Source organism: Snodgrassella sp. B3882, from assembly GCF_026535915.1.
In the GTDB taxonomy this organism is placed as follows: Bacteria; Pseudomonadota; Gammaproteobacteria; order Burkholderiales; family Neisseriaceae; genus Snodgrassella.
In genome coordinates this window covers 1,134,261-1,158,914 of sequence record NZ_JAFNPF010000001.1, presented here as the reverse complement: position 1 = coordinate 1,158,914, position 24,654 = coordinate 1,134,261, and the positions used below count along the sequence as shown (strand labels likewise).

Annotated in this window: 13 protein-coding genes; 4 read left to right on the top strand and 9 right to left on the bottom strand. The window is 42.1% G+C overall.

What is annotated here, in order from left to right:
- Window positions 1-6 precede the first annotated feature (6 nt).
- The 8 genes from narH to panC all read right to left on the bottom strand — a co-directional run bounded on the left by narH (window position 7) and on the right by panC (window position 15,782).
- Window positions 7-1,557: a nitrate reductase subunit beta gene (narH, locus tag J3U68_RS04920; RefSeq protein ID WP_267375226.1), complete on the bottom strand. Its 1,551-nt coding sequence runs from the start codon at window positions 1,555-1,557 to the stop codon at window positions 7-9.
- A gap of 15 nt (window positions 1,558-1,572) precedes the next feature.
- The gene (locus J3U68_RS04915; protein ID WP_267375224.1) at window positions 1,573-5,268 is read right to left on the bottom strand and encodes a nitrate reductase subunit alpha; all 3,696 of its coding nucleotides are present in this window, start codon (window positions 5,266-5,268) and stop codon (window positions 1,573-1,575) included.
- Window positions 5,269-5,805: 537 nt separating this feature from the next.
- A complete protein-coding gene (locus J3U68_RS04910; protein ID WP_267375222.1) occupies window positions 5,806-7,026 on the bottom strand; it encodes an MFS transporter in 1,221 nt (406 codons plus the stop codon).
- 183 nt (window positions 7,027-7,209) lie between these two features.
- Complete coding sequence (locus tag J3U68_RS04905; protein WP_267375221.1) at window positions 7,210-7,863, bottom strand: response regulator; 654 nt, start codon at window positions 7,861-7,863, stop codon at window positions 7,210-7,212.
- An 18-nt stretch (window positions 7,864-7,881) separates the two neighbouring features.
- Window positions 7,882-9,813 carry a histidine kinase gene (locus tag J3U68_RS04900; RefSeq protein ID WP_267375220.1) on the bottom strand — a complete coding sequence of 644 codons (1,932 nt, stop codon included), beginning with the start codon at window positions 9,811-9,813 and terminating at the stop codon, window positions 7,882-7,884.
- A gap of 425 nt (window positions 9,814-10,238) precedes the next feature.
- Entirely contained in the window at window positions 10,239-10,619 is a 381-nt protein-coding gene (locus J3U68_RS04895; protein WP_267375219.1) for a DUF805 domain-containing protein, read from the bottom strand.
- Window positions 10,620-11,207: 588 nt separating this feature from the next.
- A complete protein-coding gene (locus tag J3U68_RS04890) occupies window positions 11,208-14,873 on the bottom strand; it encodes a DNA translocase FtsK (protein WP_267375218.1) in 3,666 nt (1,221 codons plus the stop codon).
- A 69-nt stretch (window positions 14,874-14,942) separates the two neighbouring features.
- Window positions 14,943-15,782, bottom strand: a complete 840-nt coding sequence (gene panC, locus J3U68_RS04885; RefSeq protein WP_267375217.1) for a pantoate--beta-alanine ligase — start codon at window positions 15,780-15,782, stop codon at window positions 14,943-14,945.
- A gap of 320 nt (window positions 15,783-16,102) precedes the next feature.
- Between panC and J3U68_RS04880 the strand changes: the two genes are divergently transcribed.
- From J3U68_RS04880 to J3U68_RS04865, 4 genes are all read left to right on the top strand, one after another.
- The gene (locus tag J3U68_RS04880; RefSeq protein ID WP_267375216.1) at window positions 16,103-16,897 is read left to right on the top strand and encodes a basic amino acid ABC transporter substrate-binding protein; all 795 of its coding nucleotides are present in this window, start codon (window positions 16,103-16,105) and stop codon (window positions 16,895-16,897) included.
- A 458-nt stretch (window positions 16,898-17,355) separates the two neighbouring features.
- Window positions 17,356-18,036 carry a hypothetical protein gene (locus tag J3U68_RS04875; protein WP_267375215.1) on the top strand — a complete coding sequence of 227 codons (681 nt, stop codon included), beginning with the start codon at window positions 17,356-17,358 and terminating at the stop codon, window positions 18,034-18,036.
- A 242-nt stretch (window positions 18,037-18,278) separates the two neighbouring features.
- Window positions 18,279-19,280 carry a 2Fe-2S iron-sulfur cluster-binding protein gene (locus J3U68_RS04870; protein ID WP_267375214.1) on the top strand — a complete coding sequence of 334 codons (1,002 nt, stop codon included), beginning with the start codon at window positions 18,279-18,281 and terminating at the stop codon, window positions 19,278-19,280.
- A gap of 7 nt (window positions 19,281-19,287) precedes the next feature.
- A complete protein-coding gene (locus J3U68_RS04865; protein WP_267375213.1) occupies window positions 19,288-20,874 on the top strand; it encodes a phosphoethanolamine transferase in 1,587 nt (528 codons plus the stop codon).
- A 1,458-nt stretch (window positions 20,875-22,332) separates the two neighbouring features.
- Here J3U68_RS04865 and clpA read toward each other — a convergent pair.
- Window positions 22,333-24,621 carry an ATP-dependent Clp protease ATP-binding subunit ClpA gene (gene clpA, locus J3U68_RS04860; protein ID WP_267375212.1) on the bottom strand — a complete coding sequence of 763 codons (2,289 nt, stop codon included), beginning with the start codon at window positions 24,619-24,621 and terminating at the stop codon, window positions 22,333-22,335.
- Window positions 24,622-24,654: the final 33 nt, after the last annotated feature.

Genomic DNA, 24,654 nt, shown 5'->3' with positions numbered 1-24,654 from the left:
ATCCTCTTAAACTGATTGACGGTCTTTTTTCTTACGCAGACCGTGAAAAACAATCGGGGCAGCTTTACGAGTGCCAAAAAGACTCTGTTGACTGTGTCCGTTATGACAGCCTTCACCAAAAGAGAAGCCACAAGCTGACTTTTCCGCAAATGTATTGTCGACCCATTCTCGATGGGCACTTGGAATGACGAAACGATCTTCATAATTGGCGATAGCCATAATCTGATACATCTGTTCAATTTGTTCCGCACTTAATCGCGCGCTATCCATCAATTGCTGCGCTCTTTCGTCAGAGTAGATAGATTTGTTGCGCATGTATTTGCGCATATCAACCATGGTCTGTAGCGCATTGACGATCGGTTCTGTTTTACCAGCTGTTAGCAAGTTAGCCAGATATTCGATGGGGATGCGCATATCTTTAATTTCCGGAATCAAACCATTCTGACCTACCACTCCAGATTCCAACGCAGACTGAATGGGAGATAATGGCGGGATGTACCATACCATGGGCAATGTCCGGTATTCAGGATGCAGCGGAAAGGCTATTTTCCATTCCACCGCCATTTTGTATACCGGTGAATTTTTTGCGGCTTCTATCCAGTCTGCCGAAATACCTTGTGCCAATGCTTGTTTTTCGATTTCAGGATCGTTCGGATCAAGGAAAATATCCAGTTGCTGCTGGTATAAATCCTGTGGATTTTCTACGGAAGCACTGGCGCTGATGCGATCGGCATCATAAAGTAAGACACCCAGATAGCGGATACGGCCAACGCAGGTTTCGGAACAAATGGTGGGTTGACCGCCTTCTATACGCGGATAACAAAATATGCATTTTTCGGCCTTACCAGCCACCCAGTTATAATAAATTTTTTTATACGGACAGCCGGAAACACACATGCGCCAGCCACGGCATTTGTCCTGATCTATGAGTACAATGCCATCTTCTTCGCGCTTATAAATCGAACCGGACGGGCAACTGGCCACGCAAGCAGGATTAAGGCAATGCTCACACAAACGTGGCAGATACATCATGAAGGTATTTTCAAAAGCAGCATAAATATCTTTTTGGATACCATCAAAAAGCTTATCTTTAGACCGTTTAGCAAATTCCCCACCCAAATCATCTTCCCAGTTTGGTCCCCATACAATCTTATCCATTTTGCGGCCGGTTAAGACTGATACTGGTTGAGCTGTAGGTGGTGTCTGCATCAGAGGAGCGTTTTGCAGATGTTCATAATCGTAGGTAAAGGGTTCGTAATATTGGTCAATAGCTGGCATATTGGGGTTAGCAAAAATATTCGCCAAAATTTTCAATCGATTACCCTGTTTCAGTTTGATTTGACCAGAGCTCTTTCTTACCCAGCCACCCTGATACTGTTCCTGATCTTCCCAATTTTTAGGATAACCAATACCTGGTTTGGTTTCGACATTATTAAACCATGCATATTCCACCCCATCACGGCTGGTCCAGACATTTTTACAGGTTACTGAGCAAGTATGGCAGCCAATACATTTGTCCAGATTTAACACCATTGCGATTTGTGCACGTATTTTCATGAGTGTGTCCCTTGCTTATTCTGCCAGCGGTTTTTCTGCTGGTTGATCCAGCCAATCCACTTTATTCATTTTGCGTACCACCACCAGCTCATCACGGTTGGTGCCGACTGTACCGTAGTAGTTAAAGCCCCATGAAAGCTGTGCATACCCACCGATCATATGCGTTGGCTTCATGACCACTTTGGTAACGGAATTATGAATTCCACCACGCTTGCCCGAAATTTCAGAACCAGGGACATTAACAATTTTCTCCTGCGCGTGATACATCATGATCATGGTTTCAGGCACGCGTTGGCTGACAACCACTCGTGCGGTCAGGGTTCCATTTACATTAAATACTTCTACCCAGTCGTTGTCCTGCAAACCGGCACGTTGGGCATCGATTTCAGATAGCCAGACATGTGGGCCACCACGTGACAATGTAAGCATGCGCAAATTGTCAGAATAAGTGCTGTGAATACCCCATTTCTGGTGTGGAGTAATGAAATTTAAAACGATTTCCGGATTGCCATTACTTTGGTGTCCCTGCACATTCAGAGTAGTTTTTAAATCAACCGCTGGGCGGTAAGATACCAGCCCCTCTCCAAATAGCCGCATCCATTGATGATCCTGATAAAACTGCTGTCGACCAGTCAGTGTGCGCCAGGGTATTAGTTCATGCACATTTGTATAGCCGGCGTTATAGCTGACTTTTTCACTTTCCACTCCTGACCAAATTGGTGACGAAATAATTTTACGTGGTTGCGCCTGCACATCACGAAAACGAATGGCATCATCTTCACGAGCTTTAGCTAAATGAGTATGGTCAATACCGGTATTTTGGGATAATGCTTCCCATGCTTTAACCGCTACATGTCCATTGGTTTCCGGAGCCAGCGTTAGAATCATTTCTGCTGCATCTATCGCACTGTAGATTTTTGGCTGACCTGCGGCGACACCTTCTTGCTGGGTATGATTGAGCTGACGTAATAAATCTATTTGTTCCGTGGTTTGCCAGGTAATGCCTTTGCCACCATTACCTATTTTTTCTAATAAGGGTCCGACTGAAGTAAATTTGTCATAGATTGCGCCATAGTCCCGTTCGACTACGGTCATTCTGGGCATGGTTTTGCCCGGCACGGCTTCACACTCACCCAACTTCCAGTCTTTAGGATCAAATGGTTGAGCCAATTCTTCTGGACTGTCATGCATTAACGGCGTTAACACCAGATCCTGTCGCACACCCAGATAATCTTTTGATAAGTCTGAAAATACTTTGGCCAATCCGCGATAAATATCCCAGTCAGTTTTACTTTCCCATAATGGTTTCACTGCTTCACTGAGCGGATGAATAAACGGGTGCATATCCGAAGTATTCAGATCATCCTTTTCATACCAAGTAGCTGTTGGCAACACTATATCGGCATAGAGACAAGTAGTCGACATGCGAAAATCCAGCACTGTAAGCAGATCAAGCTTGCCTTCAGCTGCGGGTCGTACTTTGACGTCTATGGGTTTAATGGCATCGCCTTCATCACTCATGAGGGCATTTTGTGTGCCGAGCAGATATTTGAGAAAATATTCATGTCCTTTACTGGAGGAACCCAGAATATTTGACCGCCATACAAATAGATTACGGGGGAAATTTTGCGGATTATCTGGATCTTCACTTGCCATCATTAACTGACCAGTTTTAAGCTGTTCAACCGTAAAAGCTATCGGATCTTGTTGCTGTTGGTTGGCTTTTCGCGTGATATCAAGCGGATTACAGCCTAATTGTGGCGCCGATGGCAACCACCCCATGCGTTCGGCTTTGACATTAAAATCCAATTGGCTCATATTTGCCATTTGCCCCGCATGAGTCGGTGCCATCACCTCAGCCATATGCAGTTTTTCGTGCCGCCACTGACTGGTATGAGCATAAAAGAAAGAAGTACCATTCATTTGGCGTGATGGTCGGTTCCAATCAGTGGCAAAAGCCAGCGGTGCCCAACCAGATTGTGGGCGCAGTTTTTCCTGTCCCACGTAATGACACCAGCCCCCTCCACTTTGTCCTATGCAACCACACATCATCAGCATATTGATGATGCCACGATACGCCATATCCATGTGATACCAGTGATTTAAACCGGCACCCAGTATTACCATGCTGCGGCCATGCGTTTCATGCGCATTAAGTGCAAATTCGCGCGCTACTTGAATCACTAACTCCGGTTTTACTCCGGTATGCTTTTGCTGCCACAAGGGGGTATACGGCACATCAGTCAGGTAATCATCTGTCACGCCATCTCCGCCAAAACCGCGGTCGATACCATAATTGGCACACATCAGATCGAAGACTGTGGTTACCAAGATTTCTTGCCCATCGGCACCAATTATTTTTTTTACCGGTATATTTTTAATAATAATGTCGGTTGCATCTTCGCCACCAAAGTAATCGAAAGCAACACCCATGATTGCATCCGCATTTTCAGCCAGCGAAATCTGCGCACGAATTTCTGCATTATTGGAATTTTCTGTTTTGAGGTTCCATTTTCCTTGCTCGCCCCAGCGAAACCCAATTGACCCTTTTGGTGCCACAATATCGCCTGTATGTTCATCGATAACCAGCGTTTTCCATTCTGGATGATTGGTTTCATTGAGATTATCGGCAATTTGACTGGCTCGTAAAAAATAACCCGGCAATAAGCGTCCGTTTTCCTGATGCAAAACCACCAGATTAGGCATGTCAGTTAAACGACGGCAATAATCAACAAAATAATTTGATGGGTTATGCAAATGAAATTCTTTCAGAATCACGTGCCCCATCGCCATGGCCAGCGCAGCATCTGTACCTTGTTTCGGTGCCAACCAAATGTCACTGAATTTCACCATTTCGCCATAATCAGATGACACCGCAACCGTTTTTGTACCCTTATAGCGAACTTCGGTATAAAAATGCGCGTCCGGAGTACGTGTCATGGGGACATTAGAGCCCCATACCATTAAATAATTCGCGTTGTACCAGTCAGCAGATTCAGCCACATCAGTCTGTTCGCCCCATGTCTGCGGGCTGGACGGAGGTAGATCACAGTACCAGTCGTAAAACGACAACGGCACCCCGCCAATTAGACTCAAATAGCGCGAACCGGCAGCATAGCTCACCATTGACATTGCCGGAATGGGTGAAAAGCCTATTACTCGATCAGGACCAAACTCTTTGATGGTAAAGGCATTGGCTGCAGCGATAATTTCATATGCTTCATTCCAGTCCAAGCGCACGAAACCACCCAGACCACGTTCAGATTTATATTTTTTCGCACTTTCGGGATTCTGAGTAATGCTTTGCCATGCAGCTATCGCGCCCATACTCTGACGTTTTTCGCGCCACATACGCAGTAAAGAAGCGCGAATCATCGGATATTTTACCCGTTGGGCAGAATACACATACCAGCTATAAGATGCGCCACGTGGGCACCCTCGAGGCTCATGATTGGGCAAGTCAGCTCGCGTGCGCGGGTAATCTGTTTGCTGCATTTCCCATGTGATTAGCCCATTTTTGACAAATACTCGCCAGCTACAAGAACCAGTACAATTGACTCCATGAGTAGAGCGCACCACTTTATCGTGTTGCCAGCGCTGCCGATAGGCTTCTTCCCAATCTCTGCCCTCTGCCACCACTGCACCATGACCGGCAGAAAAGGTTTCTTTGGTTTTACGTAAAAAATTAAGTCTGTCTAAAAAATGGCTCATGAATTTGTGCTCCGTTGAGGTTCAAGCCTCAAATATTTTTTTATATTTATTTTTTTAACGTAATGACCAACAATATGGTTTTGTGGCAACTTTACGATGTAATGGCATTAAATATTATTTTGCAGTAATAATCTCTTTGCTTCGATCAAAAAATGAATCACTATTGATTGTTCTTAGTGGCTAATCTCTATACTTCAGTTAAGAAATCAAACCTCTAGGTTTTAGTCTCTCACAAGATCATGATTACCTCTCGGCACATAGCCACCCGTTTAAACATTTCTGAAACGGACCCTCAAGATCGAGCAGCATCGGAAGATAAGCATCATTTAGTTCAGTCAAGACTAATTACATCTTTACAAGCCATGTTATGCCATTTACCAGCAACATACCTAACCAACAAATTATAGCAAACCATTCAAGCATTAAGCCGGATCAATGCCCTCAATTCGGTCTATTTCGGTTGAGCTTATTTGCCCAATCAGCCAGGTGAGCAAGTTAATCCTTACTCACCATCAGCCTAAATTAAGGCAGCCTAAATTAAGGTCGTTGGTTCTTCAGCGAAAAATGCATCCAAATCAAACTGATACTTACAGTACCGAACATCAACATGAATGAACTGGAACGGATACCAGTCCAGTCCACCAGCATACCGAACATAATGGGCAACAAAAAGCCACCCAGACCGCCGGCTAACCCTACTACACCAGATACCGTTCCCATATCATCAGGGAATTCATCGGAAATAAACTTAAACACCGAAGCTTTACCAATGGCCAACGCCACACCAACGATGAATAACAAAATGGTAAACAGGGTTGCATTCAAACCAATGTGCATATCTAAATGACCAGAAACAGTCTGAATAGACATTTGTGTTTGCGGATAAGATAAGACAAAAAAGGCTAGCCAGCACACCCACATCACCAGCCATGTAACTTTATATGCACCATATTTGTCTGATAGCCATCCTCCGAAGGCACGTAAAACACCACCAGGGAGTGAAAAACAAGCAGCCAGCAGAGCAGCGTGGGTCAGGTCAAATTTGTATTCACCAACGTAATAACTCACCATCCACAAAGATATGCCAACATACCCACCAAATACCACTGAATACAACTGACTGTATTTCAGTACTTGCGGGTTTTTCATCAACATCAACTGCGCCTTAAGGGTGGGTTGTTTGCTATTGGCTGCTTTCGGTTCAGGATAACTGAAAAACCAAAATAAAATGGTGATAACCAGCAAAATGATCGCATAAACCCTTGGTACAGCTTTCCAGCCATAAGCTGCAATGAGGGCTGGTGCCAAAAATTTGTTTAATGCTGCACCAGCATTACCAGCACCAAAAATACCCATCGCCAGACCTTGACGATCTTTGCGAAACCATTTTGCTACATATGGGGTACCGACAGAAAAGGATCCGCCTACCAACCCCAGCCATAAAGCAATCCATAAAAACTGACCAAATGTGTGCGCATATTCCAGCAACCAAACCGCAGGAACACAGATCAGCATGAGCAAAAAATAAACGATACGGCCACCGAAACGATCAGCCCAAATACCCAATGGTACTCTAATCAGCGAACCAGATAGCACAGGCATAGCTGTCAGTAATCCAAATTCAGTTTCATTTAACTGTAGCTGTTTTTTAATCGGCATACCCAACACGGCAAACACCATCCAAATCATGAAACAGATGATAAATGCAATAGTGCTGGAAGTAAGCACTGTGACTGATTTTCTGAATTCAGATTCCATCCAACCACTCCTGATAAATAATGCCACAAGTGTACGTAATCCCACGCATACAGGACATAAGTCGGAGGAGGCAAGATTACTCAGCCGAAATAACGAGGACATATAAGTAAAAAGATCTATTGACAATTCAATAGACCTGATTTAGCAAATAAAAACCCTCATTGGACATGTATTCTTCATAAGCTACTTATCCATACCATGCTCAACAGCATACACGGCTGCCTGAACTCTGCTGGCCACATTCAATTTACGCAAAATGTTTTGCACATGTACTTTTACCGTACTCTCAGCAACTTCCAGATTGCGCGCAATGATTTTGTTACTGTGACCACGAGCGAGCCAACGCAAAATTTCGCGTTCGCGTGGTGTTAAAGGTTCAGCAATAGCCAGATTGATTTTTTCCTGCTGACGTAACTGAGTGACTAATTTACTCGTCATCTCAGGCGATAATACGCTATCTCCATCAATGGCTTTTTCTATACTGTCCAGCAAAAATTCAGTATCAATATTCTTTAACAAATAACCTCGCGCCCCTAGGCGCATACATTCGAGCAAATCATGGCCATCTTCCGACACCGTGAGCATTAACACCACTTGTTGCGGATGATGGTCCATCATCTGAGGTAATGCCTCCAGTCCACGCATCACCGGCATATCCAAATCCAACAAGACTGCATCCGGTTGCAATTGCTGCTGCATTTTCACCCCTTCCAGCCCATCGGTGGCTTCTCCTACCACCTCAAAGCGAGGGCAGCTATCTATCAGCGCGCGCAATCCACGCCGAAACAGCGTATGATCGTCAACGATCAGTATCCGGTATTTTTTTCCGTTTAACATCTTCAAATCTCAGAATCACTATTGCGAAGTATGGATATACTGACGCGGTACGGTGAGTTCCACAGTCGTTCCTGCCCCAACCAACGCGCTTATACGCAATTGACCATTAATTTTACTGGCACGTTCTTTCATAATATGAATACCCACATGCCCCTGTTTTTCTTTCACCTGTAATACATCTTCCGCTAAACCCTTGCCATTATCCTGAATACATAAATTCAGACGATCGGTCATATATTGCAGATGTACCCGAACCGCATTGGCTTGAGCATGCTTACGAACATTCGATAAAGCTTCTTGCACAATAAACACCACTTGGAGTTGTACATCCGACTCTACTTCATACACATCACCCTCTACCGACCAATCTGGCACTATACCGGTTTGCTGCTCAAACCGCTTCATCACCCCTTGCAAGGAGCTGATCAAGCCTTCTGATACCAGTCGTACACGAAAATTAGATAACAACTCGCGTACATCATCATAACATTGTTGAATACCTTCATGAATAAAATCTAAGGTTTGTGCAGCTTGCTTATCCTTGTGTTCTGATAGTGCTTTTCCCAAAACCTGAACTTGCATATTCAAAAAAGACAAAGTTTGCGCAATGCTGTCATGCAATCCTTGAGCCAGCAAATTGCGTTCTTCCAAAATCGCCATTTGCTTATCCAATTCATTTAAACGCAAACTTTCAATCGCAATGCCAAATTGGCTACAAACAGTTGAAATCAGCCGTTGATGCTGTTCATTTAAAGCAAACGCTTCATGAGCAAACAAATGCAGCGTGCCGATATCATCTTCAACTGACTTAACTGCAAACGTCAGGCAAAATGGAAATATCTTACGGACGTGGCAACCTACATTATCGTCAGTACTGATGATTAATTCTTCAATCGAATTGAGTTCATCTGTTGATATCACCGGCACACAAAGAACACCATTGCAGTGACAATCACGAAATTGTTCCACCTGTTCTTCCGTCAAACCATCGGAACCGGCGACTTCCAACAGATGCGAATGATGATTTTTCAACTGTACTACGCAAGCATTAGCCCCACTGAACTCCTTCATTTTTTGCATAAATAGCTGCACCAATACCGCCAAATCCTGCTGCTCTTGAAACAACGAAGCCATGGCATACAACATTGCTAACTCATTATTGCGTTTCACTAATGCTTGCGTTTGCTCCGCGACCCGATTTTCCAGCGTATCGTATACCTCATTCAGTTTAGCCACCATCAGATTAAAGCCCTGCGCCACCTGCCCAAACTCATTAGCCGTATTCACCTGCAAATGGGTATCAAAAAATCCCTTACCAATCCGGCTTATACCTTGATTTAGGCGCTGCAAAGGTGCAATGACCAGATGATTTAGCAGCAACAAAGACATGACTGTAGAAACTAATGCCATCACTAATACCAGTAACTGCAACCACCGCAGTAACTGTATGTTATGCGTATTATCCTGCTCGATCAGTAATACCAATCGATCAATGAGTGCAGTAAACTGTCGCGCTTTATCCAGAAAGGTAGCGCTGTCTATTTGACCTTGCTGAAAAGCATTACGGTTACCTAAAAAATCCTGCCAGTATTTTTCAATTTCTATGACTTGATCCATTAGCTGCTGATGACGCTGCCCTTGGAGAAATCCCGTTTCATGCAAGCCGCGCAGATGAGCCAAAATTTGTTCGAACTGTTGTTTTTCCTGATTAAAATTTTGAGCCATTGCAGGTGTTTCGCTCACCAACACCATATAAAACACCCGTTTACGTAAGCTGCCAGCTTCATTGATTGCCATTCCCAGCTCCTCTAGCCGCCAGGATGTATTCATCGACAGGCCAACCAGACTGGTAGCAAAGAACAGCCAGATGCCAATCATCATTACCAGCACCTTAGAAATCTTTTGCCCGCTTAGAAAAGATCGGTCAAATTTTTGCCATAGTTTTTTCATAACAGCTCAATCAAAACATTGGCAGCAGTGTAACGTAAAACCTTTAGCGAGAAAATGACTACTTTTTAGATAGAGAATAAATGATATGGCTGATGCAAGTTAAGCCATTGCATTGATGCGTACTGCATTAGCTCAAATAAGTTGAATTGATCACAAGAGCGAGCAGTAGAATAAGAGAGGTCACTTTGTATTAGTTAAAACAGTACAATTTAAATAAACCAATAATGAGAAATGAATAGTCTAGCATTGCTAAGTAATATCAATTAAAAAAGTACAATGCAATATAATTAATTTAATACTTTTCATTTAACGATAGCCACACTGCTAAGACCTAATCTATTTTTTTACGGCAAAATGGTGTTGTTAAAATTCAAAACAGCAATAGCAGCCATCACCACTATTGCTGTTGAAAATTAAATCACCACTTAAATTCGATAATCATGACCATAACGGTTTGGTTTGCCTGGTAGCACCATCAAAATAAAGAACCAGATTTCTCCAATGATCGGAATGAGTAAAATCAAAATCCACCACGCAGAACGGTTAGTATCATGCAGGCGCCTGAATTGCAAAGATAATGTAGCCAACCAAACGCAAAAGGTCACCACCATGACCAGAAAATTAATCGTCCAGTCTCCCCAAGTATAAATATCATTGATTGAATGACCAAGAAATCTTTGCAGCGCACAGATAATCAAAAATCCCAGCACGTGATTAATAATTATTGGCCACCAATAATCTCTGCGATTGGCTGTTCCTGAAAAATTGAATATGTTTTGCCAGAATCGTTTGTAAGATTCAATCATTATTTCTCTCCTGTGTGTGTTTAAACTTAGATAATATTAATAAATTTAATTATTTACTTTCATATCTTAAGGGCAAACACCAAAGAAGACAAATTTTTTATTATTAAAAACAACATATTACCCAAATTCATAAAACAACAGAGTATTTCAGTTTTGGGTAAATATTTAATATCTATCCTAATAGAAGGTAATATAAATTAAATCATTGTTAGAAATACGTTTTTTCCATTCGATATATTTTCGATTATTCTCAAAGTAACCTATTTTCTCCATCGATGCTCTTTATGCATTTTTCTAATTAAATCGATATTGCCACAGCAATCTTACAGAGCCTGCAGAATATGCTATAGATAAAAATTGAGGTTTATATAACTAATTCTTAAGTTATCTTGTTGCTATTTGTATTGCAGTTTTTAGATTTATGCCTATAAAAGCTGCTGTAATTTACTTTTTGGATTCAATCCTAACCTTCACTTCAGGCGCTGTAATCATCGCAAAAAAGAATTGATTTTGAGAAACGAGAACGTGAATGCGATAAGTAAATGGCCAGCCTCCGATTAAGGCTAGCCATTCTGCTTTTACTGACTATCAACCATCAAGATGATTGTTTTGTGGCGCTAAAACTGTGCGGTTACCATTTCCCTCTGGAGCGGAGACCACGCCATCTGCTTCCATTTGTTCAACCAAGCGGGCGGCACGGTTATAACCAATACGCAAATGCCGTTGCACAGAAGAAATACTGGCTTTGCGCGTCTTCACCACTAACGCCACTGCATCATCATACAAAGGATCCTGATCATCTTCTAGATTGCGACCAGACGAAGCGTTGCTAAATAGATCATCTTCACTAACCCCAGCGGTGAGAATATCATCTATATAGTGAGGTTCACCAAACTGTTTTAGATAATTCACGACACGGTGAACTTCCTCATCAGCGACAAAAGCACCATGGACACGCTCTGGATAGGCCGTTCCGGGTGGTAAAAATAACATATCACCCTGTCCCAGCAGGTTTTCAGCGCCCATCTGATCCAAAATGGTGCGGCTATCTACCTTACTGGATACCTGAAAAGCAATACGAGTTGGAATATTGGCCTTAATCAAGCCAGTGATCACATCCACACTGGGACGTTGGGTTGCCAAAATTAAATGTATACCAGCCGCACGCGCTTTTTGCGCCAAACGAGCAATCAGTTCTTCAATTTTCTTCCCTGCCGTCATCATCAGATCAGCAAACTCATCCACCACTACCACAATATAAGGCAGTTTTTCCAGAAGCTCAGGATCACTTGGATTGAGTGAGAACGGATTAACTAATTTCTCACCTTGTTGCGCCTTTTCTGCGATTTTCTGATTGAATCCAGCCAGATTACGCACACCGACATAACTCATCAGGCGGTAACGTTTTTCCATTTCATTAACACACCAGGTCAAGGCATTAGCCGCCAGTTTCATATCTGTAACAACCGGAGCCAGCAGATGAGGAATACCTTCGTATATACTTAATTCCAACATTTTCGGATCTATCATGATCAGGCGGACATCGTCTGGCGTGGCTTTATACAACATGGACAAAATCATGGCATTCACACCCACCGATTTACCAGATCCGGTGGTGCCGGCAACCAATAGGTGAGGCGCTTTCGCCAGATCAGTTACGATAGGTTGTCCGGTAATACCATGTCCCAATGCCAAAGTTAATTTTGATTGAGACTGTTGAAAAACCGGTGCTGAAAAAATTTCACTAAGCCGAATAATCTGCCGTTTCGGATTGGGAAGCTCAATACCCATACAGGTTTTACCGGGTATGGTTTCTACAATGCGAATAGAAGCAAAGCCTAAGCTGCGTGCCAAATCTTTTTCAAGATTGACAACCTGACTGCCCCGTACACCCTGTGCTGGTTCAATTTCATAGCGCGTAATAACCGGACCAGCAAAAGCGTCAATTACCTTCACTTTTACTTTAAATTCCGCCAGCTTTTCTTCAATTGTTATGCCATTTTCCAGCAAAGTTTCCTCACTTTGCTGTGCCGCCGAATCATAATGCGCCGGCAAGAGCAAGTCCATACTCGGTAGAATTGGTATTTGCTGCATGGCTACTGGTGCAGAGGTATAGTTAACGGTAGGTGTAGTCGGTCTAAAACGATTTGGCTGCACCGATAATTGAACCGGCGCACTCCCACTAGGAGCCGAAATAACATTTTCTCCAGTCATCTTATTTGACTGTGCGTGCATAGGGCTGGCACTCAAATGGGCATTGGTGCTTGCGGCTTGATCTTGACTTAACTGCTGCGCAATGGTGCCGGCCGAATAGGCAATTTCAGCGCTAACCAGCTCATTTTCCACGTCGTCATCAGCAAAATGCCAGTTAGGCGCAGCAGTGCTCATTGGCTCTGTATCAGCATCCTCAATATAGTGAAATGGTGAAGTAGGATGTACAGATGGAGATGGCTTGGTATTAGTGGACGAGGAATATTCACTGTATCCATGATGACCTGAATCACTGATTACCCACTGTTGTGTAGACACATCTTGATCCGCATCATCACTGCCATGTAGTTTAAACACTTCCTCTGGCGAAGCGGAATCACGCAAGTGTTGATCGGCATCAGCGATATTGTTGTAGTCTGAATAAGGATGTGATTCGTCATACTCTTCGGAATCAATAGCATAATCTACTTGATGAGTCGTGCCTGTTGACCAGATTGCCTCATCACCCTTGTTTAGCTCTGACTCTGGGCTATAAATCACATTAGCCGAACTTGAATTATCCAATGCCTCTTGCACTGGGTGACGCTCAAGTCCTGCTCCTACTGCTTCAACCGTAGGCTTATGCGCTTCTGGCATTGGTTGAAACGGTGTAAATCGTGTAGACAATGGCACATGTCTATCTACAAACGCCTCACTGGAGCTTTTGTCTGCAGACAATTCCCCTATAGGAACCATCATCTGCACCGCTTGCTGCTCACCAATTCGAGCGGCAGCTGGTATCACACTTTCACGCACCGTAGGACGTTTAAACTTCTGTTTATTGATCGGTGAATCGGTTTTAGCTAAATTTAAAATAACCTCTTCTTCTTCAATAACCGGTACCGAAAATGCATGATCAGGGTTACGATTGTTATTTTGTTGGCGCAATCGCGCCAGACGCTGGCGCAAAAGATTGATTCTGATGTCTTCCTCATCAATAATCTGCTTATTCTGTCTTTGATCAGAAAACAGATTTCTGCCTGTTGAAGTATGAGCCAAATGAGCGGGAACTTGACGCAGGGAATGTTGCGTTGCTAGCTCTAGTTCAACCGGATCAAAATTTTTAAGTGCACGTTCTTGTAACAATGCTTCCTGTTCAGCTTTAGTATGTGAACGCACTCTGGCTAACAATGGATCGTCTGGCTTGATTTCATTGATTGTGTGGCGCGGGTGATTCTGTCGGTGGATTTGCTGTTTTTGCTGCCAGTTCAGCTCAATCCCGTCCATGTTAGATGCGTCTGCGAAATAATCGTCGTCAGTCGCATCATGATTTGCCATGTTACGTCTGGCTTCTTCTAAGGTGATGACCGGCAAGCTCTCATCCACCGCCATCTTTTCAGTGACACTCTCTTCTGACGTTGACAGATCAGTATTTGCTAAATCAGATGCGCCAGCAGAAATTTCAAAGGAAGTGGAGTCTAATAAAGATGAATCAGCATCCTCTCTTGCGATCGAAATGTCCTCAAAGGGATCAATAGATGGTGTTGCTAATTGATATTCAGCCATTGGCGCTGAGTGATGCTGTTGCAATGGCGATATCTGAGAGGTAGCGCTGATTTCTACCGGCTCAGAATAATCCGCTGACCAAGCCGCTTGTGATGGCAAAGGTGAAGATTCGATCACGGTGATCTGCGGTTGAAGGGTGTTTTCTGCATTTAATAAAGAAGATGTGGCAACATGTGCTTGATCAGACATGTTAACCGGTATTCCTTGTGCTGCGTCAGAGGGGATGGACTGTTCCTGTACTTCTTCAACAAATAACGCATTATGTTCATTTCCAGCTGATTGGATGTGACTGTGTACGTCAGCTTGGTGATCAGCCATGCTGTGCATTTGAGCAAGATCAGGAGACTCATTTTGGACAGAATGAACACGGGCTGTGCCATGCTGTTCATGCCGTGTTAAATAAGTCATTTCCCTCTGCCAACGCTGTTCCTGAAGATGACGCCACCATAACAAAGCCGCCATAGCAGCCATGATCAGTATTAAAACAATCCACCACATACGCGTATATGTTCCCTTTTGCTATTATTTCGTTTTTGACCGCGGGTTTACCGGATTATTTCCCCTTAACTAATGCGATAAATTTACTTCTAGATTATCAATCAACCGTGTACGTCCCAATACCGCTGCTGCCAGTATAACGATTTCTTGATCGGTACACTGTGCTTTTTGCAGTGTATTCGCCTGTCGAATTTCAATATAATCGACACGCCATCCCAATTGATTCAACGCTGCTGTAGCCGTTTGTTCCAAAACATCAAAGTCTCTTCTGCCTTGGATAATATCTGCAGCAATCGCCTGCAGTTGTTGATATAACTGCGCTGATTGTTGCAACTCTTCTGCAGAAAGATAACCATTGCGACTAGATAGCGCCAAACCGCTGCTGGCACGTTCAGTCGCCACCGGAATAATGCGGATATCCATATTCAAATCCTGCACCATCGCGGTTAACACGGCCAGTTGTTGATAATCTTTTTTACCAAAACAAGCCACATTTGGCTGAACGATATTGAATAGTTTAGTTACAACCGTAGCGACCCCGCGAAAATGACCAGGTCGTGTTCGACCACATAATTCATTTTGTAATGGCGGCGGTTCGACAAAATATTGCTGTGCGCCATGCGGATACATTTCTTGCACCGAGGGTGCAAATATCACATCAGCACCAGCTTGCTGAAGTTTTTCTGCATCTTGTTCCAGCGTGCGCGGATATTGTTCGAAATCTTCCCCCTGACCAAACTGAATCGGGTTAACAAAAATACTGACCACCACTTTATCGGCATGTTTTTTGGCTTCGTGTACCAAAGCCATATGTCCTGCATGCAAGTTTCCCATAGTCGGAACAAAGGCAACCGTTCCTGCTTGCTTGCGCCATGCACGTAACTGAGCAATGGTTGATATTATTTGCATTTAATCATCCTATTCTGTTGAACTGGCTATATTTATCAGCAATCAAAGCTGAAGGCAGCAATGAAGCGTACATAATATAACAATTATATCACTGCTTATCCGCTAGTTTGACATTATTCCTACACCAAATATCAACCACACGACTGACCAATTGATACAGACTAAAACTAAACCACTAATAGTAATATGATAATGTCACCGCTATAGGTGATTTATTTGTGATAACATAACTCAACTATTTCATACAGTGTTCAGATTGATGGCGTAACCTGAAGCTGTTTTAAACAAAAACCCAATAACGTAATGTTTAAGGAGTAACTATGAAGATCAAAACTTGGTTAGCGACTGCGCTCTGTCTTACCGCTTTAGCTGCCTGTGGTGGTGGCGGAAGTCAGTCTGGTGCTTCGCAGCCGACTCAAAACAGTTCACAAGGAGAAAAAACACTCGTTGTTGGCACCAATGCAGAATTTGCACCTTTTGAATCACGCCAAGCAGACGGAAAATTAACCGGATTTGATGTTGATCTGATTAATGCCATGGCAAAAGCAGGCAATTTCAAAGTAGAGTTTAAAGATCAGCCTTGGGATGGATTGTTTGCCAGTTTAAATAATGGTGACTTAGATGTTGTCGCCTCAGGGGTAACCATCACCGAGGAGCGTCAACAAACCTTAGGATTTACTGATCCTTATTTCGATATATCCATGATTGTATTGACGCCCAATAACAAAAAATTTAACGCACTTGATGACTTGAAAAACATGACGCGCGTGGCTGTGTGTACAGGTCAGACCGGCGATTTAGCTGTACAAAAAATTCTCGGTGCGCAAAGTCCTAAAATTGCTCGTTTTGATACCGTGCCATTAGCGATCAAAGAGCTGCAAAACGGCGGCGTTGAAGCAATGGTGTCTGATGGTGCAGTCATCAGCAATTATGTTAAAGCTAATGGTGTAGACAATGTTACCATCAACAAAGTACCTGAATTCGGCACCGACCATTACGGCTTCGTGGTTAGAAAAAATGATACAGCAACTGTCACCATGCTTAACGATGCGCTGAAAAAAATTCGCGCAAATGGCGAATATGACAAAATTTATGCCAAATATTTCACCAATTAAGCCAAAATAAACCATACACTATTGCCCGTGATCATCAGATCACGGGCTTTTTACTGGCTGATTATCATATCTAGCATTACATGTGCCACTGAGCCAGCAGAAAAGAGCCTACTGGCACCAATTACACCGACAAGCAATCTTATTGTGGATTTAATCAAAGGGATGCGTGAAAAGATCACGCCGAGTAAAACACACGTTTTATATATTCAACCCTATTATTTATACTTAATCCAAGTCCAAACATAATAGATGGCTTTGTAAACGCTAAAGCGCGATGTCATCTTATTATGCAAGCTTTTTGATTTTTTAAATCTCTTATCATCCAACCAAACATTAAACTTTTATTTCTCGTTTTAAACTGATGGAAAAATAAGCACAATTGGCTAACAACATCTCTAATTTAAATCTATTTCTACTGTATAATTTTACATTGAGACCTACATCCTATTTATAAATAAATGAACCGTTTATTTTCTTTACTCATCGTTTTAACTCTATCTGCAGCGCTTAAAACCCCCGCCTCAGCTCGTTATTATCCCGCGGTTGATCCTTTTATAACTACGGAAAATGCACAGCGTCTTAAAGCCATGAGGAAAATATCACCTGCTGCGATGCACAGTATCGAACCTGTTATTCGCGATTGGCTGCAATTTTACCATTTGGATATCTCTAAGTTTTATCTTGGTAAAAAAGGTTCGTGGCTGTTTTATCAAGATTATCCATCCTATGCCAGAGACTTTGACGCCAAAAATGATGATGTTTATATCCCGCAAAAGTTTGATTATTCACCCAGTAAGCAAAAATATCTGGATTACAAACTCATTGATAAATTAGGAAATCAATATGTGTTTGCAGGTCATGAAGACAGCGAAGAATTATATTTAGTGGATCGGAAACAAAAAACCAAAAAAATCATCCAATGGTTTGGTAGTGCGCAAATGACTGAGGCGACATTCTGGCTAGATGAAGAGCATTTTATTATCGTGGGTTTGGTCTTTCCAAATAGTTACTTTATTTATACTCTAGGTCCAGAAGACCAATTGGTCAGTTACTACTATGAATCGACACCAGAACAATTTAAAACAGGCTATGAAACCAGATTTCTTCAATCAAAAGGCGTTATCATACCCAAAGAATAAAGCGCTTTTCTAAACATCAAGGCATTTATCAATTCCGAAACATTGGCCATACCGTTTTCGACATTCATTACACCCAATTTGTCCTCACGGCTATTCTGTATTCAGATATGATTATGCCTTAAAATACACCATCCAAAATCGAAAATAAAACGATCATCACAATATAAACGATTCAACCATTTCTAGATCATTTACCTAAAATGATATCTATTCGAACCTAATATCAATGACTAAACCAGAATATGAATTACCAGATCACTCTTTTACCCAGTGGTGAAACTTATTTCGCTGATGAAAATCAATCAATTCTACAAGCTGCGCTCAATAACTCAATCATGCTACCGCATGCCTGCAAAAGCGGTTGCTGCGGTGCATGTAAGGCTCAATTGCGTAGTGGCACAACCCGACCCATGCAGGAAAATTGCGCAATAAATCTAACCGAGAATGACCAACATGAAATATTATTATGTTGCCATACTCCGCAAAGCAACCTATCAATTTACCTACCCCAATATTCAGGTCAAACTAATCAGGTAGTCAAAAAAATCAAGGCGCGTATTGACCACATCCGCATCTGCAACCATTACGCCGTCATTCATCTGCAATTGCCCAGCAAAAAAACCTTTACCTACCAAGCTGGTCAATATATCGATATCATCTTACAAAACGGTCAACGTCGTAGTTACTCCATTGCCGGATACAATGCAAATACACATCAATTAATTATTCATGTTCGTTACCATGAAGGCGGTGCTTTTTCTGCACCGATTTTTGACGGCCGTATGCAATGTAAAGATATGCTCCAAATCGAAGGACCTTTAGGCAGCTTTCAGCTTAGCGATCAGCCCAAAGACCTGATTATGTTGGCAACAGGTACCGGACTGGCGCCACTTATGGCCATGCTTAGTTGCTTGAGTGAACAACACTTTTCGCAGAATATCTATTTATATTGGGGTGTAGCGACCGAACAAGATCTATATGATGCACAACTATTAGATCAACTTTGTGATCAACTATCCAATGCCAAATGGACACCAGTACTATCACGTCCCGCCAGCGATTGGACCGGTAAACAAGGTTATGTACAGCAAATAGCGCTCCAACAACATGCTGACATGAGTCAGTATCAAGTTTATGCCTGTGGCAATCCGCAGATGATTGCCCAGGCGCAGGCTTTATTTACCAGTCAGGCCAATTTGGCCACAAATGCATTTTTTGCGGATAATTTTACGCCAACGATCTGAGTACAAAATGAAATTAATCTTTTCAAAAAGCTACGCTGTTACACTTCTATTACTATTACTAAATAGCTTGGTACTAATCTGGGCATTTGCCTATCCACCCAATCCTAATCGCATTATTGAAACTTGGTTTATAGCAATTTTATTGCATCGTTATTGGCCACGTTGCTGGCGCTTCATCATGTGGATGAGTGCCGTGCTTATACTTCTCTACCATCCCACAGCTGCGCATTATGGCCGCCCAAGTTTTGGTATCGTTGCCTCTTTACTCAGTACCACAGCTAGTGAAGCGAGTGAATACATCACCACCCTCTCCTGGCAAACATATTTAAGCAGTATTCTTTTGGCACTTATTCCTTTACTGATTTTGCGTTGGTGTAAAACCAGACCGGCTCCACACTGGCGTGCTCGTTGGGCATTAATGTTGATAGTCATTGTGAGCGTAATGAGTGTACAAACTGCGCGTAAAGGCTATACCGTTGGCGGATTTGCACTGCGGGCACAACCGTTTGAACTCTTGGCTGATGCCTATTTACAACCACGTGCTTATTTTGCCGAATTAAAAAAACTCAAAGAAGATTTGAACAAGCCAGATCAATGGACGATTACCCATACTCAGCAGCCATTCAAAAATTATGTCCTAATCATCGGTGAAAGTGCTCGCGCAGATTACCTGCATTTATATGGTTTCAAATATCCCAATACCCCTTTTTTAAACAGCCACGCCAATGTGATTATGGATAATATGCTGTCGGCTGGTCCCAATACACCTATTTCTTTGTTATACGGTTTAACCTTAAGCCATGGTCAACCCTTTGCGATCCAGAATAATATCATTTCATTAGCTAAAAAAGCTGGTATGCAAACCGTTTGGCTATCTAACCAAGGCGCTTTGGGGCAGTATGATACTTCGATTTCCACCATTGCTCATCACGCCGATCAAAGTATTTTTCTGAAAAAAACCGGCTATGATTTTGGTGAAAAAAGTCATGATGATCAGCTTATCGAACCTTTAAAAAAAGTGTTAGCCACGCCCATTCCAGCCACGCAATCACGCCTGATCGTTGTACACATCATGGGCTCTCATCCCAATCCATGTGATCGTCTGGCTCAACCACCGCATCACTATATTGAAAATAGCAACAGCAATTGTTATATCGACAGCATCAAGCAAACTGATGCATTACTGGCGCAAATCCATACAGTACTGCAAAACACCCAACAACCATACAGTATGTTTTATTTTAGTGACCATGGATTAAGTCACGATAAAAATACGTATGAAAAAAACAGTTTGGTTCGCGCCAGTAGTATTTTGCGCCATAACGACCATTATTTGCAGAACTACCACATTCCCTTAGTGGTGATTAATAGCAACCAGACAACTCAAACTCGAATTAAATCTCGACGCAGTGGTTTGGAGCTGATAGATGGCATCGCGTTTTGGCTCGGGATTAGCAGTCCGCAATTACCTTATAGTCAATCGTTTTTCGGTTCGGATGACAGCCAGAGTCTGAATGTTTTAGACATGAACCAACATTTGCAGCCAGCCAATCAGTTGCAAGACGACCCACTACCGATCGAACTGCGTCCGTAAGGGAAAACCACAGCGATCACCACAAGATAACAGAAAACAACATAAGCATAAAACAAGCAGGACAAAACAATATAATCTAAACAAATATTAATTTATCTTAATATATGGTTACTTTTTTGACTTATATCAATACACATTTTGTGAAAAAAAATATAATGAAATCACTTTGATTGGTTTCCTCTTGATGTGTGTGTTTATGTGTGGCGCTTAGCCACACTTTTTTTTTGGCAATTCTGATTTCCCTAGAAAATTCAATGTTTGGCACTTTATATCGGTAATTTTTCTGCATTAAATTTTTTATGCAAAGATCGCCTGCAAAAACATTCTTAGGTGAAATGAAAACTTAAAACTTACTGATTACACTGCCTGACAGATTTGTTAACAGAAATTCAAACATAATTTAACATTGTTATCCGCCTTCACGGTTTTTTATGCGTTGTCAAATCATCTAAAGTAATAAACATCCCATTCTCCGTGATTCAAACGTACGAAATCCTCATGAGTGAACATATCCCATGTCGAATCGGATAACGGAAAATGTCCCTTTATACTTCCTATTCATTCATCGTGTATTCTACTTCTCCAGATTCATCGGAAATAATATAAAAAAAATTCATACATCTGTCCAAATTAGTTCGGATTCCCCGATTACTATCCAGCCCTGATCACCATTTACCTCAAATTATGAATTAAATTGAACTCTTTAAATTTGATTTCTGAGTGACGGAAATTGCTGTTGAAAATCTTTTGCTATTTGCATTGTTTTTTTCATCCAGATTCAAATATCAATATTCTAGGAAAGATCCATATTAGAAGAGCGCATGGTTCTATATAACCATCAAATGAACACAATTGAACGCGTAATGCTAATGTAATATTTCATCACTTCAGTTATTTACTTTAATATTTATTAATATGCACTTAATTATTCAGCATACTTTATGATCAATTATTTCCGCAAAAATTATGGTGATAATCATTTATCACTTAATGATTTAAAAGCTCAAAAATATTGAGCTTTTAAAATCCAATTTTTTTCATGGGGTTAAATATCTTACCAGCGCAATCCTGCTAAAGTTAAATGCAAGCTCTAAACAACAGAAGATAAAATACAATTCCTAAATTAAGCATTTACCCAAAAACGTGAATTAAATATGCTTTATTAATAATTGAATGTTTAACATACCTTGATTTTGGAATTGAAATCCATTCAATAATCAATTGCTCACCTTTTAATCAGATTAATGCATCATTTATTTGAAAAATGAAAGGTGTTATGGAGGCTAAATCGATATTTCGCCGGCAAAGTCTCTCTTTAATCCATTACTCATAACCAAAAGCACACTTAAATTTTTGTATACTGATAAGTAATCTAGACGGTCTTCAGCTTTAAATTATTCAACCCTCAATAATCACATCATTTAGCTGCCACTGACCCAATACATAAAAGTTTGCTATTTAGCTATCGTGCATAGGTAAAGCATGTTGTTTTTGCTGACTCAGTCGCGAAGAGAGTGAAAAATCTAGCTGAATTTGCTTAGTGGCGGCATCATAATCAATGCATACTTCGCCTCCGTCACTTAAATGACCAAACAATAGCTCATCAGCCAGAATTTTACGGATTTTCTCCTGAATCAAACGCTGCATGGGTCGTGCACCCATCGCGCTATCAAAGCCGTTTTCAGCTAGATACTCATGTAGCGCCGGAGTGAATTCCACCACAACCTGTTTCGCCAATAGCTGCTGTTCCAACCCCAATAGAAATTTATCGACTACCTTAGCAATCACCTCTTTATTCAATGGTGCAAAGGGGATAATCGCATCTATTCGATTACGAAACTCTGGCGTAAACGCTTTCTCAATAATAGCCATGCTGTCATTTTGTTCACGTTGTCCAGTAAACCCAAAATCTGGTCTGGCCAATTCTGCTGCACCAGCATTAGTGGTCATAATCAAAATCACATTACGAAAATCAGCACTTCGACCATTGTTATCAGTGAGCTTGGCATAGTCCATAACCTGTAATAACACATTGAAAATATCCGGATGCGCTTTTTCAATTTCATCAAGCAGCAGCACACAATACGGCTGCTTAGAAATAGATTCGGTTAACAAACCACCTTGTTCAAAGCCGACATAACCCGGTGGAGAGCCGATCAGACGTGATACAGCATGCCGTTCCATGTATTCCGACATATCGAAACGCAATAACGGTAAATCGAGTAATTCGGCCAGCTGCCTGGCTACCTCGGTTTTACCCACTCCTGTCGGACCGGCAAACAGAAAACTACCAATAGGTTTATCTGGTTGGTTTAAACCTGAGCGGGCCATTTTAATGGCTGCAGCTAAGGTATCGATCGCTTGTTCTTGTCCAAATACCTTGGCTTTCAAATTTTCAGCCAGATGGCGAAGAACTTGCTTGTCATCATGTGAAACTGTTTTTTCTGGGATACGTGCCACACGGGCAACAATTGCTTCAATTTCAGCTTTGCCAATGGTTTTGCGCTGCTTTGATTTCGGTTGTATTTTCTGAGCTGCCGCCGCTTCATCGATCACATCTATCGCTTTATCGGGTAAAAAGCGCTCATTAATATAGCGTGCTGACAGCTCTGCCGCGGCTTCTAATGCTTCACGGGTATAACGCACTTGATGGTAATGTTCAAAAGCCGGCCGTAAACCTTGTAAAATTTGAATGGTCTCGGGAATGGTTGGCTCCAATACATCTATTTTCTGAAATCGACGGCTCAAAGCATGATCTTTATCAAAAATGGTGCGAAATTCTTGATAGGTTGTGGCACCGATACAGCGCATACTGCCTTTAGCTAAAGCTGGTTTTAATAAATTGGAAGCATCCATCGTACCGCCAGACACACTTCCGGCACCAATAATGGTGTGAATTTCATCAATAAATAGCACCGCCTTATCCATTTCGCCCAATTCTTGAATCACGGCTTTAAGGCGAGCCTCAAAATCGCCTCGATACTTGGTACCGGCTAGCAAGGCCCCCATATCCAGTAAAAACACCACTGATCCTTTAATCGCCTCAGGAACTTTATCGTGCACCAGCTGATAAGCCAAACCTTCTGCTAAGGTGGTTTTACCTACTCCGGCCTCACCGACCAGTAAAGGATTATTTTTGCGCCGTCGGCATAAGGTTTGGATCAAACGCTTCATTTCTTCTGCGCGACCAATCAAAGGATCAACACGTCCGGCCAGAACTTCTTTATTCAAATTAATCGTATATTGATCCAGAGCTTTAGTGGATTCAGGAGCGGAATTTTCTGTGGTCACTGCTTCAATTTCGGCTGCATTTTTGCCTAAGGTCAGGTAGCGCAACACATCCAACCGGTTGACCGATTGCATTTCCAGACAGTAGACAGCATGACTATCCTTTTCCGACATAATTGCAATCAGTACATCCACTGGGGTGACTTCGCTTTTTGCTTCAGTTGCACGAACATGAAAAATCGCCTGCTGTAATACGCGCTGAAAACCAATCGTTGGCTGCAACTCTTCTTGTTGTGCTGAATTGGCAGGAAGTATTGGCGTATTTTCCAAAATATTATGCTGTAATTCTTTAGCCAATACAGCATTGTCGACCCCAAGCGCTGCCAAAATCTCGGCAACTTCATCACTTTTTTGTACAAGACCCAACAGTAAATGTTCAACGCCAATGAATTCGAATGCTTGGCTGCGCGCTTCAGCATATATATGTTGTAGAATCTTTTCTAATCGCGCTGAAATCATTTCCATCCTCCTGTTGACGCCTGTAACATAATG